Origin of the sequence: Embleya sp. AB8, assembly GCF_049739465.1 — a bacterium.
Classification (GTDB): Bacteria; Actinomycetota; Actinomycetes; order Streptomycetales; family Streptomycetaceae; genus Embleya.
Map to the genome: position 1 here is coordinate 334,964 of NZ_JBMHHY010000005.1, position 14,102 is coordinate 349,065.

Genomic DNA, 14,102 nt, shown 5'->3' on the forward strand with positions numbered 1-14,102 from the left:
GCTTCGGGTATCCGGTCGCGGTGGGCGTGGGTTGCCCGCGGGGGCGCAGTGGGAGCGTACCTACGGCGCCGGCATGTCCGACGCGTCCGAGGCTGCCGGCGGTGCGGTGGTCACCGGCTGCGTCGGCATGTCCTTCAGCACGGCCAATACCTGCGGGTTGGAGCCGAGCGTGTACAGGTCGTCGAGGGACAACGGTGAGCCGCTGCCCTCTGTGCTACTCGACAGGCCGGTGACCTTGCCCTGCGGTGTGACGATGGCGAATGAACTCGCCCCGAAGATACGGGTGTTCGAGAGCGGACGAGCGTGGTTCGGGCATAGCCGTAGGCCGTTTCGGGGTCGAGGAGCCGGGCCCACTTGGGGTAGAGCTTGATCAACGCGCACTGTGCCAGGTCCTCGGCGAGGTGCCAGTCCCCGCACAGCAGGTATGCGGTGCGCCGCAGCGCGCCGTAACGGGCGGTGACGAACTCCTCGAACAACGCGTCCGGGTCCGGCGACATTCGTGGGCAACCTCTCGTACCGGCTCCGACGCTTGTGCGTCCTTGCCGAGTACACGAGATGGGCGACCGGAAACGTTGCACGGGCAGCGGCGGACCGCCGCCGGGACGGGCGGATCGATCGGGTGCTCGGGGAGTGGTCGTCCGGGCTCGACGCGGTGAGTTCACGCGTCGGCCACAACACGCGCCCTCGATGGCCGAAATGCCCGACAGCCGGCCCGACATGGACCCCGACAAATCGGATCGGGGTACCTCACGGGCCGGCTGTGCGGCTCGGCAGCTCGGCGGCTCGGCGGCTCGGCGGCTCAGTGGTTGCGGAGGCGGGTGATCGCCTCGGCCTTGGGGGTGTACGCGCGGGGGAGGCGCAGGCCGGCGGTCAGGGCGGCCAGGACCTCCTCCTCCGCGCGATGGTAGGTGAGCGCGTCGGCGAGGAGCCGGTCCGCGTCGGCCGTCGGCAGGGCCACCGCGCCGCCGTCGTCGAGCAGGATCGGGTCGCCGTCCGCGACGGGTACGCCGGCGATCTCCAGTGGGCCGCCGATCTCGGCGACGTGTACCGCGCCGCCGGGGCCGGCCGTCGCCTCGGCCAACGCCCAAAGCCGCAGGCCCAGTCGGCGTATCGCCGACACGTCCCGGACGCTGCCCTCGATCAGTGCGCCGATCGCGCCTCGGGCCAGTGCGGCGGCGGTGAGGATCTCGCCCCAGACCGCACCGGGGGCCGCGTCGGCGCCGGCGATCACCACGACGCGGCCGGCCAGATCCTCCGCGAGCAGCGCGTGCAGCGGCTTGAGCCCGTGACCGCCCGGCCCGGCGGCGATCCGGACCGTACGGGCCGCCCCGAGCAGCGCGCCCGCACCCCGATGGAACGGCCGCAGCGGCGGCGTCAACCACCCGCCACAGCCGCGAAGTTGGAGCAGATCGGCAAGTGCGGCGGTGGCGGGTAGTGCGGACGGTTCGACACCGGTCATCGGGAAGTCCTCTCGGTCAGCAGGAACTTGCGGATCTTGCCCACCGAGGTCCGGGGCAATTCGGCCACCCGCTCGAAGCGCACCGGCCGCTTCGCCTTGGCCAGCCGGGCGGCGCACCACTCGGCGAGGTCGTCCAGTGCGGTTGCGTTCGCCTCGGGTACGGCCACCACGAAGGCCACCGGCACCTCGTCGCGCACCTCGTCCGGGACACCTACCACCGCCGCCTCCAACACCGCCGGATGCTCGGCGAGTACGGCCTCGATCTCCACGACCGAGACATTCTCCCCGGCCACCTTGAGCACGTCGCCGCGTCGCCCGGCGAAGCGGAAATGCCCGTCGGGGTCGACCCGGGCCCGGTCGCCGGTGACGAACCAGCCGTCCCGGTAGGCGGCGGCGGTCGCGGCCGGATCGTCCAGGTAACCGGCGAACAGGCTCACCCCCGGCTCGCCGCCGACCACGATCTCGCCGTCGTGTACCGCCACCACGCAGCCGGGCGTGGGCCGGCCCATCGAGCTCGGGATCGGCGCGGCGGCGGGATTGGTCAGCACCGCCGGGATGGTCTCGGTCATCCCGTACAACTGGCGCGGCCGACAACCGCCGAGCAGGGCGGCGAACCGCTCGTACTGCTCGTCGGTCACATTTTGCGCGAACCAGCAGTGCCGTACCCGCAGTTCGGGGAGCGCCTCCCGAGTATCACCGGCCCCACCGGTCCTACTGGTCCCACCGGCCCCACCGGTCCGAGCCAGAATCATCCGAATCGGCGCGGCGAACAGACTGAGATGGGTGACCCCGTGCCGAGCGGCCTGCGCAATGAAGCCGCTCGCCGAAAACGAAGGCAACAACACCACACTCGCACCCACCTGAACCGCCGCCGCGAACGAGTAGTACTGCGCATTGGCATGGAACATCGGCAACACCACGAACTGCCGATCCTCGGGCCCGAGTTCGGCGGCGGCGGCCATCACCGCACCGGCGAAGGCATAGTTGGCCTGAGTGACCATCACACACTTCGGCTCGGCGGTCGTCCCGGAGGTGAACATCAGCCCGGCCAGATCGTGCGGCTCGGGCTCGACCTCGGGTACGGTCGCGGGCGGGCCGAGCAGGGTCGCCAGAGCGGTGTCGTCCTCGGCCACCTCGACCACGGTCGTACCCGTGTCCCGGGCCGCGGCCCGGTAGTCGGTGGCCCGCTCGGGTGCGCAGAAGCCGAGCCGGGCGCCGGTCCGGCGCAGCTGCGCGGCCAGTTCCGGGGTGCGGGCCGAGGGGTCGTGGCACACCATCGCCGCGCCGACGCGGACCAGGGCGAGCCAAAGCGCCACGTAGGCCGGGCAGTTGCGCAGCGCGATACCGACCCGATCACCGGGCGCGACGCCGCGCGCAAGCAGCCCACCGGCCACCCGGGCCACCAGGGCATCGAACTCGGCGTAGGTCCAACGAGTCGTCTCGCCGTCGGACCCCGCCCAGATCAGGAAGGGCGAGTGCGGGTGGGCAGCCACGGTCGCGGCCCAACGCGCCGCGAAAGTGGGCGGGACGGATGTCATGTCGACCTCCAGGACATCGACCGGGGATGGAAACGGACGGAAGGCCGGGCCGAACGCGATCACGGCCGCCGGGGGCCGGGCCCGGCCGCAGCAGCAACGGGCGTCGGCACGACGGAGGTTGCGCGCCCGCGCGGCCCGGGCCGGCCCGGCCCGGCCTCGCCGCGCCCGGCCCGCCGCCCGGTCCAGGCCGCACCCGAGGGTACGCAGGCCGCACTCGACGGCACCCACGCCGGCGCGCGACCAAGGCCGCGCGCCGGCCCCTCGATCAACTCGCGGCCGCTGCCTCCGCCCCCGCGACGGGCGTCCCGTACCCACCCCCACCCGGCAGCTCCAACCGCACCACGTCCCCCGGTTGCAGTGTGATCCGGGCCTGGGTGCGGACCGGCTCCCCGTTGACCAGGAAGCGCCCCGTGGCGCCCTCCGCGCCGCCGAAGATGCCGCGCGGGCCGCGCGCCAGCCGGCTCGCGACCGCGTTGAGGACCCACGGCGACGGCGAGTCGACGGTGAACTCGATGGTCTGTCCCATCCCGCCCTCCTGCGCCCCGGCCCCACCGGAACCACGCCGAAGCTCCTTGCGCAGGAAGCGAATCGGCGCCGACGCCTCGACCACCTCCAGCGGCACCGCCGAAACGCCCGTCGGATACGACGTCGTGGACAACCCCGGCTTGCCCGCCCGCGCCCCCACCCCACCCGCGTACGTGAACATCGCGGTGATGAACGGCTTCCCCGCCGCGTCGTGTCCACTGACCTGCATGGTCCACACCGCCGCCGACCCCTCGGCCATCACCGCCGCCGGCAACGCCTGCGACATCGCGTTGAGCAGCGGCATCGGCAGGAACATGCCCACCACGTGCCGCGCGGTGCACGGCGCCGGCGACACCGCGTTGACGATGCTGCCCACCGGCGCCTCGACCCGGATCGGCGCCAACGACCCCGCGTTGTTGGGCACATCCGGATTGAGCAGGCTGCGCAGCGTGAACGTGGTATACGCGTGCGTGTAGTTCTTCACCACATTGATCCCGAACGGACTCGCCCCCGACGACCCCGCGTAGTCCACCAGGATCTCGCCCGCCTCGGCGTCGATGGTGACCGCGACCTTGATGGTGATCTCCGAGCCGTCCGCCAGGTCCAGGATCGACGCGGCCTCGTACGTCCCGCCCGGGAGCGCCCGGATCGCCCGCCGCGTGGCCTCCTCCGAACGCCGGATCACCTCGTCGCCCAGATCCTCGATGTCCGCCAGCGCATACGCGTCGAGCAGCGTCTTCAGCCGCGCCGCGCCCACCTCACCCGAGGCCATCTGGGCATGCAGGTCCCCGGCCATGTGCGTGGGCTGCCGAACATTCGCCAGCACGAAGTCCCAGACCGGCTCGTTGCGTTCGCCACCGACCATGAGCTTGCTGATCGGGATCCACAGACCCTCCTCGAACACGTCCCGCGCGCCCGCGCCGATCCCATAACCACCGACGTCGGTGTGATGGATCGTCGAGCCGAAGAACGCGATCACCCGACCGCCGCGCCACACCGGCACCAGGACAGTGACGTCCAGGAGCTGACCGGCCGTCTGATACGGGTCGTTGGTGACCAGTACATCGCCGGGCGCGAGCGAGTCCACCGGATGCCGGTCCAGGATGTTGCGACACGCGATGGCCAGCGAGTTGATGTGCCCCGGCGTACCGGTGACCGCCTGCGCGACCATCCGCCCCCGCCGGTCGAACAGCGCGTTGGCCAGGTCGCCCGCCTCGCGCACGATCGGGCTGAACGCGGCCCGTTGGAGTGCCTTGGCCTGCTCATTGACGGTGGCGACGAGGGAGCCCCACAGGACTTCCAACTCGATCGCGTCGAAGGTACGAGTCACGCGGATCCCTCCTCGATGGCGGCAACGCCGGCAACAGCACCGGCAGTAGCGCCGGCAACAGCGCCCGAAACAACAGCAGTCGCGACGATCGACCCGTCCGGCGCGACCTCGCAGGTCCACCCGTCCGGGATCACCGACGTGGTCTCCCGCTCCTCGACCAGCGCGGGCCCGTCGAAGCGGTGCCCCGCGCCGAGTTCGGCCCGGCGATACACCGGGACGTCCACGGCGGGCGTACCCAACCGGAAGCGCGCCGCGCGATACCGGTTCGGAGTCGGCGAACCGCTGCCGACCGGCACCGTGGGCACCTCGAACCCGGGCGCGTCCGACCACGCCGCGACCCGCCAGGTGACCACCTCGACGCCCACGTCCGGGATCCGCAGGCCGTAGATCTTCTGGTACTCGGTGTGGAACTGCTCCACGGTGTCCGCGAGCGAGGTCGGCCAGGCATCCCCCTCGCCGACCCACAGGGTGATCTCGTTGCCCTGGCCCTCGTACCGGGCGTCCAGCCCATAGCGGAAGCTCACGTCGTCCGCCTGCGCCCCGGCGGCGGCCAGCACCCGGCGCGCCTCCTGCCGCATGTCCGCGAGCAGCGTGTCCCGATCGGCCGAGACGCTCTCGTCGAGCGTCCGCACCATGCTCCGGGCCAGGTCGATGCGTACCGGACTGACCAGTGTCCCGAACGCGGACAACACGCTCGCGTTGACCGGGAAGATCACCCGAGGCGCCTCCAACAGCGTGGCCACGCCGCACGCGTGCACCGGCCCGGCGCCGCCGAACGCGATCAGCGCCACGCCGCGCAGGTCGATGCCGCGCTCGACCGCGTGCATCCGGGCGGAGGCGGCCATGTTCTGGTTGATCACCTCGTACACCCCGACCGCGACGTGATCGGCGTCCGCGCCCCCGCCCAACCGCTCGGCCAGTGGTGCGAACGCGGCGCGCGCGGCGGGCAGATCGAGCGGCATCTCACCGCCGAGGAAGTACTGCGGGTCGAGCAGACCGAGTACCAGGTCCGCGTCCGTGGTGGCCGGGATCGTGCCGCCCCGCGCGTAACCGACCGGGCCCGGGTCCGCGCCGGCCGAGTCCGGGCCGACCTTGAGCAGGCCCAACTCGTCGACCCGGGCCAGGCTGCCGCCGCCCGCGCCGATCTCGACCAGGTCCACCGAGGGGATCGAGCACGGGTAGCCCGAGCCCTTCTTGAACCGGTAGACCCGGGCCACCTCGAACGCGTTGGTCAACTCGGGCCGATAGTCCTCGATCAGACAGGACTTGGCGGTCGTGCCACCCATGTCGAAGCAGAACAGCCGCTCCTCGCCCAGGCGTCGGGCGTACCAGACACCCGCCAGCGCCCCGGCCGCCGGCCCGGATTCGACCAGTCGAATCGGCACCCGGCGGGCATCGTCCGCGGAGACCACGCCGCCGTTGGAGAGCATCATCAACACCGAGGCGCCGAAGCCCTCCGCCGCCAACCAGGCCTGGAGCTCGGCCAGATACGGGCCGATCACCGGCATCGTGGCCGCGTTGCACGCGGTGGTCACCATGCGCGGATACTCGCGGATCTGCGGGGTCACCTCGTGCGACGCGCACACCGGAACCGAGAGCCGCTTGGCCAACCCCTCGGCAACCGCCCGCTCGTTGGCGGCATTCGCGTACGAGTTGAGCAGGCACACCGCGACCGCCTCCACCTCGTTCGCAGTCAACTGCGCGGCCAACGCGTCGAGTTCGGCCTCGCCCGGCACGGTACGGACCTCGCCGTCGGCCATCGTGCGCTCGTCGATCTCGAAGACCAGCTCACGCGGGATCGGCGGGGCCGGGAACTCGATCTGCAGGTCGTACATGTCGTACCGGTGCTCGTTGCGGATCTCCAGCGTGTCGCCGAAGCCCGAGGTGGTCACCAGCGCGGCGCGCCCGGTCTTGCCCTCGATCAGGGCGTTGGTGATCAGCGTGGTCGCGTGCACGATCGGCCGGGTGATGTCGGCCGGGGTGATCCCGGCCTTGGTCAGCGCCGAGGTAACCCCCGCGCGCACCCCGCCGAGCGGGGCGGACGGGGTGGTCAGCGTCTTCTCGACCACCACGCGGCCGGTGTCGGCATCCAACAGGACCACGTCGGTGAAGGTGCCACCGATGTCTACGGCAAGGCGCCAGTCGGTCACGTCAGGCCTCCTCTGTATATCGGGATGTCGGGGTATGTAGGGGTGTCGGGGCGTGGGGCAAAAAACTGGGGTTCACGCGGTCACGCCGGACCGAGCCGGGCCGAGCCGGTGGGCAGCGCCGCGACGGCCGGCGGATCGGCCACCGGCTCGGCCTCCTCGCGGCCCGCGGTGGCCTCGGTGGCGGCGTCCAGATGCCACTGCCAGTCGGCCGGCAGGTCGTCGACGTGGTAGATCGCCTCGACCGGGCAGACCGGCTCACAGGCGCCGCAGTCCACGCATTGCTCGGGGTGGATGTAGAGCATGCGGTCGCCCTCGTAGATGCACTCGACGGGGCATTCCGCCACGCAGGTGCGGTCCTTGACGTCCACGCAGTTCGCGCCGATGACGTAGGTCATGTGCGTTCGCCTCCGGTACGGCCGGCCGCCGTCGGCGCCGGCACGGTCCAGGTGTCGCCGCCCGCGAGCAGGTCGGCCACGCTGCCGGGCCCGCGCGCGTCGAGCGCCCGCCGACCCTGCTCGACCACCCGCCCGTCGTAGGTGGGCCGCTCAACGCTGCGGAACACCCCGATCGGGGTCGGCCCACCCGCCTCCGGCAACCGGGACAGCGCGAACGCCGGGATCGGGTCGGTGGTCCGTGCGTCGTGTACGACGGCGGTGTCCGCCGCCCCACCCGGCCGCAACCCGCCGCCGCCCGGGTCGCGGACCACCGTGCGGGTGCCGCCCGGCCCGTACCGCATCGGCTCGCCGTCTTCGAGTCGCAACACGTACTCGTCCCGGGTGCCGGGCGCCTTGAGCTGGTCGAACGCGCCGTCGTTGAAGATGTTGCAGTTCTGGTAGATCTCCACCAGCGCCGTGCCCTCGTGCGCCGCCGCCGCGCGCAGCACCGAGGTCAGATGTTTGCGGTCCGAGTCGATGGTCCGGGCGACAAAGCCCGCCTCGGCGCCCAACGCCAACGAAACCGGGTTGAAGGGGTGGTCGAGCGACCCCTCCGGGGTCGACTTGGTGATCTTCCCCGCCTCCGAGGTCGGCGAGTACTGACCCTTCGTCAGCCCATAGATGCGATTGTTGAACAGCAGGATCTTCAGGTTGACGTTGCGCCGCAACGCGTGAATCAGATGATTCCCGCCGATCGACAACGCGTCGCCATCGCCGGTGACCACCCACACGCTCAGATCCGGACGGGACACCGCCAGCCCGGTGGCGATCGCGGGCGCCCGCCCATGGATCGAGTGCATCCCGTAGGTGTCCAGGTAATACGGGAAGCGACTGGAGCACCCGATGCCCGAAACGAAGACGATGTTCTCCCGGCGCAACCCCAGTTCGGGCAGGAACCCCTGAACGGCCGCCAGGATCGCGTAGTCACCGCACCCCGGACACCACCGAACCTCCTGATCACTACGGAAGTCCCGGGCAGAGAGCGGTGGTGGTGGTTGCTCCGAACCGACAATGGTGGAAAGGGCGGAGAACGTGGGAATGGTGGATTGCATTACCGCCGGCTCAGACATCCGCGGCGACCTTCTCGATCGCGGCACGCAGCTCGGCCACCTTGAACGGCATGCCACGCACCTGGGTGAGGGATTCGACATCGACCAGGAGCCGGGCGCGCAGCAGGTGCGCGAGCTGGCCCAGGTTCATCTCGGGTACGAGTACGCGCCGGTAACGGGCCAGTACGTCGCCGAGGTCGGCGGGGAACGGGTCGAGGTGGCGCAACTGCGCCCGGGCCACCCGGCCGCCCGCCGCCCGAACCTCCGTACAGGCGGCGGCGATCGGCCCGGCGGTGGATCCCCAGCCGAGGACGAGCACGGACGCCGCGCCGTCGGGATCGTCGACCTCGATCGGCGGCAGGTCACGGGCGATCCCGTCCACCTTGGCCCGCCGGGTACGCACCATGAAGTCGTGGTTGGCCGCGTCATAGGAGATCTCCCCGGTGCGATCGGCCTTCTCCAACCCACCCACGCGGTGCTCGAGTCCCGGCGTGCCGGGCACCGCCCAGGGCCGGGCAAGGGTGCGGGGATCCCGTAGGTAGGGCTGGAAGCAGGGCGCACCAGAGCCATCCACCGCATTCGGCCCGGTGGCGAACGCCGGGTCGATCACCGGCAGTTCCGCAAGATCCGGCACCGGCCAGGGCTCGGACCCATTGGCCAGATAGCCGTCCGAGAGCAACACCACGGGAGTCCGATAGGTGACCGCGATCCGAACCGCCTCCACGGCGGCGTCGAAGCAGTCACCGGGGGAGGAGGCGGCCAGCACCGGCACCGGCGATTCACCATTGCGCCCGTAGAGCGCCTGCAACAAATCCGCCTGCTCGGTCTTGGTCGGCAGCCCGGTGGACGGACCGCCGCGCTGCACATCCACCACCACCAGCGGGAGTTCGAGCGAAACCGCGAGCCCGATCGTCTCCGCCTTCAGCGCCAACCCCGGCCCGGAGGTGGTGGTCACCCCAAGGGCGCCGCCGAACGCCGCGCCCAGCGCGGCACCGATGCCCGCGATCTCGTCCTCGGCCTGGAAGGTGGTCACGCCGAACTGCCGGTGCCGGCTGAGCTCGTGCAGGATGTCGGACGCGGGGGTGATCGGATACGACCCCAGGAACAGCGGCAACCCGGCCCGGTCGGCGGCGGCGATCAGCCCGTAGGCGAGCGCACGATTCCCGGTGATGGTGCGATAGCGGCCGGGAGTTCGTGGCGCGGCGGCCACCTCGTACCCGGCCGCGAACGACTCGGTGGTCTCGCCGAAGTGCCAACCGGCGGTGAACGCGGCCACATTGGCGGCGGCGAGGTTCGGCCGCTTGGCGAACTTCTCGCGCAGGAAGGCCACGGTGCTCTCGATCGGCCGGTGATACATCCACGAGACCAACCCCAGCGCGAACATGTTCTTCGCCCGCTCGGCATCCTTGCGCGGCAACTCGAAGGACCGCAACGCCTCCACGGTCAACCCGGTGAGCGGCACGGCATGCACCTGATAGCCCGCAAGCGAGTCATCCGTCAGCGGACTGACCCCGGCCGGATATCCCGCCTTCACCAAATTCCGCGCCGTGAACTCATCGACATCCACCACGATCTGCGCCCCACGCGGCAGTTCGCCCACATTCACCCGCAACGCGGCCGGATTCATCGCCACGAGCACATCGGCGGCGTCCCCCGGAGTACTCACCGCATGCTCGGCGAACTGCACCTGAAACGCGGACACTCCGGGAAGCGTCCCCGCCGGCGCCCGAATCTCCGCCGGAAAATCCGGAAAGGTGGACACGTCGTTCCCAAAACCCGCAGCCTGCGCGGCAAACCGATCCCCGACGAGCTGCATACCGTCCCCGGAGTCACCGGCAAACCGGATGACCACCCGGGATACGGGGGTGACCTGCTGAGACATGATCGCAACTCCTGACCACAGGCATGGCGAAGACAGCGCACGACGCGCAAAGGAAGAGAGACACGGGCCGAACGCAACCAATACAGCCCGTCCGGCGTTTGAGGACAGGCGGGCCGCAGGCCGATGGGCTCGACGGCCGTGATGACAGCGAGCGGGTCGGTTCGACCCCCCTCAGCCTGTCCGGCGTTTGAGGACAAGCGGGCCGCGGGCCGATGGGCTCGACGGCCGTGACAACAGCGAGCGGGTCGGTTCGACCCCCCTCAGCCTGTCCGGCGTTTGAGGACAGGCGGGGCCGCAGGCCGGTCAACCCGATGGCCGCGACAACAGCGAGCGGGTCGGCCCGACCACCCCAGCCCGTCCGGCGTTTGAGGACGGTCGGCTCGACAACCGCGACAACAGCGACCCGGTCGGGCCGACCCCCCTCAGCCCGTCCGGCGCATGAGGACCAGCACCGCAGGCCAAAGCCCAACCGACACGCTACGCGTGCACCGCGTCCCGAAGCCGCTCGACCAACAGCTGCGGCTTGGCCGACCCCCACACGTTCCGCCCGAACGCCACCCCCGCCCCGCCCGCGGCAACAACGCCCCGAGCCAGCGCGACGACCTCGTCCTCGCTGTCCGACTTCGGCCCACCAAGCGCCACCACCGGAACCGGACAGGCCGCGACCACCTCGGCGAACTCCTCCGGGCGACCCGGGCACACCGTCTTGACGATGTCCGCGCCCAGCTCCGCGCCGATCCGCGCCGCCCGGGCCACGTTCTCCGTGGTCCACGGCACCGCCTTGCCCCACCCGCCGGGGATCATCTCCGCCATCACCGGCAGGCCCAGCTGCTCGCACTCGGAGGTCAACCGCGCCAGCCGCTGCAGCGACAGATGCTCGTCCGGCGCGCCGGGGAACGCCAGCACGACCACACAGTCCGCGCCCAACTTCAGTGCCTGCTCCGGCAGATGCATGATCTCGGTGACATCCCCGGGCGCGAAGTCGCCCAACTCCGAGGCACCGCCGTCGATCCGCAACACCAGTCCGGAATCGGCGAACGTATCGGCGTAGGCCCGAGCCAGATGCCAGGTGGCCAACACCGCGTCCGGCCCACCCGCCGCGATCTGCGCCATCGGCTCACCCAACGGCGGTCCCTCGCCCATGTACGCCGCGTGGTCGATGGCCACGAACACGGCGCGGCCGTCCGCGCCGAACATCCGGCGCATGCGACGGAGCTTGCCCGCTCCGGTAGCGGAAAACGTATGCACAGTCGTTCCCTTCCATGGTTGTCAGCGGGTGTCGGCGGCGGTCTGCCGCTCGAACTCGGCGCTGTCCCAGTAATCCACCCGATGCGCAACGAGCCCATCCACAACCCGAAGCCGAAACACACCTCGGATCCGAACCGGCCCGCCAAGCTCAGCGCCCCGCACCCGAAACGTCATCGTGTACGCCAACGCCGCCCGATCCCCAGCCACGAGCAGTTCCTCGACCTCGTACCGCAGATCCACGAACTCGCCCAGGAATCCCGGCAGTCGCTCCCGATACGCCGCGCGCCCCCGCAGGCTCCGACCCAGCGCCGACGTGTGCTCGTTGTGGAAATCCACACTCACACACGCCGCGATCCGGTCCGGATCCCCGGAGTTGAGCGCCGCGACATAGGCCTCCACGGCCCGCCGCGTGCCCGCAGCCGTGCCCGCAGCCGGGTCCGTCGGCACGCTCACGCCTCGGCCGGCCGGTCGCCCCACAGCTCGCGGACCTCCGCGAACACCTGCTGGTTGTGCGAGATCTCCACGACATTGCCGTCCGGATCCTTGAGCGCACAGATGTAGCCCACCGGCGGCGGCACGTCCATCGGCTCCCAGTGGAGGCAGCCGGCCGCCCGGGCCCGATCGGCGATCTCGTCCACATCCGCCCGGGCCGTCACCTCCATGCCCAGATGCGCGAACGGCGTCAGCTGCGGCTGCGGATTGCCCCTGTCCTTGTCGAAGGCGACCAGCACCAACACGAACGGCGTTTCCACCTGGTTGGGATTGGACAACCACGCGTTGGAGCCTGCGGCGTCACTGTGGCGCGACACCACCACAAGCGGGGTGAACGAGGTGTAGAACTCGATCGCCGCCTCCAGGTCGGACGACGGCAGCGCGATATGGGTCCAGCGGGCCTCGGTCAGCGTCGGTTCCATCGCGGTGGCTCCTCTCACGTTCCGGTGCATTACAAATGCCATGATATGTAACAAACACGACAGAAATCAGTAGGTCGGCTCACCACCCGACCACCCGATCCGCCGATCGACCGACCCGTCACTCAGCCGCTCATGTCGCTCATGTCGCTCATGTCGCTCATGTCGCTCGAGTCGCTCAAGTAGCTCAAGTAGCTCACTCGATCGGCCCGTCGAACTCGTCCGCCGCCAACGGAGTGGCCACGTCCTGCCGGATCTGCCGCATCATGTGCTGCGCCCGGCCCTCCCACGCACTCGGCGGGCCGACCCGGTAGAACGGCGAGCGGAGGTTCTCCATCAGCACGGCCACCATGTCCGTGTCCTCCTTGTTGGTCAGCTCCAGATTGACCAACTCCCGCTCCTGGAGCTCCAGATCCTCGGTCAACCCATAGATCCGGGAGAACAACCGGGTCCGATCCGGTGCGATCGGATCGGCTCGCACCATGATCAGCTGAGAGGCATAGGGCAGCGGTGTCAGATTCGGATAGACGAACTCCGCATAGCTGCCCCGCAGATCCTCCTCCCCCAGATCGGTCCGCCCCAGCGACATGTCGTACGCGTCACTGTGGGGCTTGTACCCACTGGTGGTCCGACCCTCGAAGCGCACGATGGTGTCCATCTGCTTGCGCACCTTGTTCAACCGCCGATGCACGAACCGCACGTGATAGTCGTCGTTGGAGTTCTCCACGAAGGCTTTCCAGTTGAACGGATACTCCTCGTCCAACTCCCGGTGATAGCGGTGGTATTCGCCGATCTTGTAGGCCGAGTACCGCGGCAACAGCGGCGCGATCCACTCCTCGAACGTCGGCGCCTTGTGCGACAGGCACGCGAAGACCAGCTTGTCGAAGGCCACATGCACCCGGATCGGTACCAACCCGTAGTCCCGCATCGGGAAGTCCGGGCCGTACATCCGGTTCATGTCCGGAATGGACAGCAGCTTGCCGTCCAGGCCGTACGTCCACGCATGGTAGGGGCACGCGAACGCCTTGCCGCAGTTCCCCGCCGCGTCGAACGCGACGCCCGAGGCACGATGGCGGCAGTTGTTCAGGAAGCCCTTGACCGAGCCGTCCCGCTGCTTGACCACGAGCACCGACTGGCTGCCGATCCGCCCGGTGATGAAGTCGCCGGGCCGGCGCAGATCCTCCGTGTCGCCCAGCCATACCCACGAGCGGGCGAACACCCGGATCATCTCCAGGTCGAACAGGTCCCGGTCCCAGACCTCCCACGGCTGCAACATCTCGCTCGGCAGGGGGGCGACCACCAGCCCGTCGCCCTCTCGTGCCGCCGCGGTCCGGCGATGCTCCGCCACCCGCTCGTCCAGGGCAAGTTCCGCAGCCCCCATCTGGTTCGCCGGCACAGCTTCCTCCCCGTCACCTGGGATGTTTGCGATACAGCCGAAGGTAGGCGCCGGGAATCGACCCCCGATATGTGCTTCAGGCACGAACAAACGGCCCGCGCGCTGCGCCGGGACCACATCGGTGCACACGTGCCGGCATGCCAGCCTCGGGGGGACGGACGTCCGTGATCACCTTTGGAG

At 70.2% G+C, this 14,102-nt stretch carries 12 protein-coding genes; all 12 read right to left on the reverse strand.

Translation table 11 applies throughout. The features are described 5' to 3' along the window. Positions 1–60 precede the first annotated feature (60 nt). A complete protein-coding gene (locus ABIA38_RS09820; RefSeq protein WP_424638112.1) occupies positions 61–192 on the reverse strand; it encodes a hypothetical protein in 132 nt (43 codons plus the stop codon). 607 nt (positions 193–799) lie between these two features. Beyond that, complete coding sequence (locus tag ABIA38_RS09825) at positions 800–1,459, reverse strand: RraA family protein (RefSeq protein WP_424638113.1); 660 nt, start codon at positions 1,457–1,459, stop codon at positions 800–802. Next, positions 1,456–2,997 carry a class I adenylate-forming enzyme family protein gene (locus tag ABIA38_RS09830; RefSeq protein WP_424638114.1) on the reverse strand — a complete coding sequence of 514 codons (1,542 nt, stop codon included), beginning with the start codon at positions 2,995–2,997 and terminating at the stop codon, positions 1,456–1,458. The genes ABIA38_RS09825 and ABIA38_RS09830 overlap by 4 nt, the downstream gene beginning before the upstream one ends. Before the next feature lie 265 nt (positions 2,998–3,262). Then, positions 3,263–4,852 carry a hydantoinase B/oxoprolinase family protein gene (locus tag ABIA38_RS09835; protein WP_424638115.1) on the reverse strand — a complete coding sequence of 530 codons (1,590 nt, stop codon included), beginning with the start codon at positions 4,850–4,852 and terminating at the stop codon, positions 3,263–3,265. After that, on the reverse strand, positions 4,849–7,002 hold the full coding sequence (locus ABIA38_RS09840; RefSeq protein ID WP_424638116.1) for a hydantoinase/oxoprolinase family protein: 2,154 nt from the start codon (positions 7,000–7,002) through the stop codon (positions 4,849–4,851). The genes ABIA38_RS09835 and ABIA38_RS09840 overlap by 4 nt, the downstream gene beginning before the upstream one ends. A gap of 80 nt (positions 7,003–7,082) precedes the next feature. Further along, the gene (fdxA, locus tag ABIA38_RS09845) at positions 7,083–7,397 is read right to left on the reverse strand and encodes a ferredoxin (RefSeq protein WP_424638117.1); all 315 of its coding nucleotides are present in this window, start codon (positions 7,395–7,397) and stop codon (positions 7,083–7,085) included. Then, positions 7,394–8,506 (reverse strand): 2-oxoacid:ferredoxin oxidoreductase subunit beta, encoded by a 1,113-nt coding sequence (locus tag ABIA38_RS09850; protein WP_424638118.1) that lies wholly within the window; start codon positions 8,504–8,506, stop codon positions 7,394–7,396. Before ABIA38_RS09850 ends, fdxA begins: the two co-directional genes overlap by 4 nt. Next, the gene (locus ABIA38_RS09855; RefSeq protein WP_424638119.1) at positions 8,499–10,367 is read right to left on the reverse strand and encodes a 2-oxoacid:acceptor oxidoreductase subunit alpha; all 1,869 of its coding nucleotides are present in this window, start codon (positions 10,365–10,367) and stop codon (positions 8,499–8,501) included. Before ABIA38_RS09855 ends, ABIA38_RS09850 begins: the two co-directional genes overlap by 8 nt. A 477-nt stretch (positions 10,368–10,844) precedes the next feature. Beyond that, positions 10,845–11,573, reverse strand: coding sequence for a class I fructose-bisphosphate aldolase (locus ABIA38_RS09860; RefSeq protein ID WP_424638120.1), 729 nt, complete (start codon positions 11,571–11,573; stop codon positions 10,845–10,847). A 63-nt stretch (positions 11,574–11,636) separates the two neighbouring features. After that, entirely contained in the window at positions 11,637–12,062 is a 426-nt protein-coding gene (locus ABIA38_RS09865; protein ID WP_424638121.1) for a nuclear transport factor 2 family protein, read from the reverse strand. Positions 12,063–12,064: 2 nt separating this feature from the next. Next, entirely contained in the window at positions 12,065–12,529 is a 465-nt protein-coding gene (locus ABIA38_RS09870) for a VOC family protein (RefSeq protein ID WP_424638122.1), read from the reverse strand. Between the two features lie 193 nt (positions 12,530–12,722). After that, a complete protein-coding gene (locus tag ABIA38_RS09875) occupies positions 12,723–13,922 on the reverse strand; it encodes an aromatic ring-hydroxylating oxygenase subunit alpha (RefSeq protein WP_424638123.1) in 1,200 nt (399 codons plus the stop codon). Between the last annotated feature and the right edge of the window lie 180 nt (positions 13,923–14,102).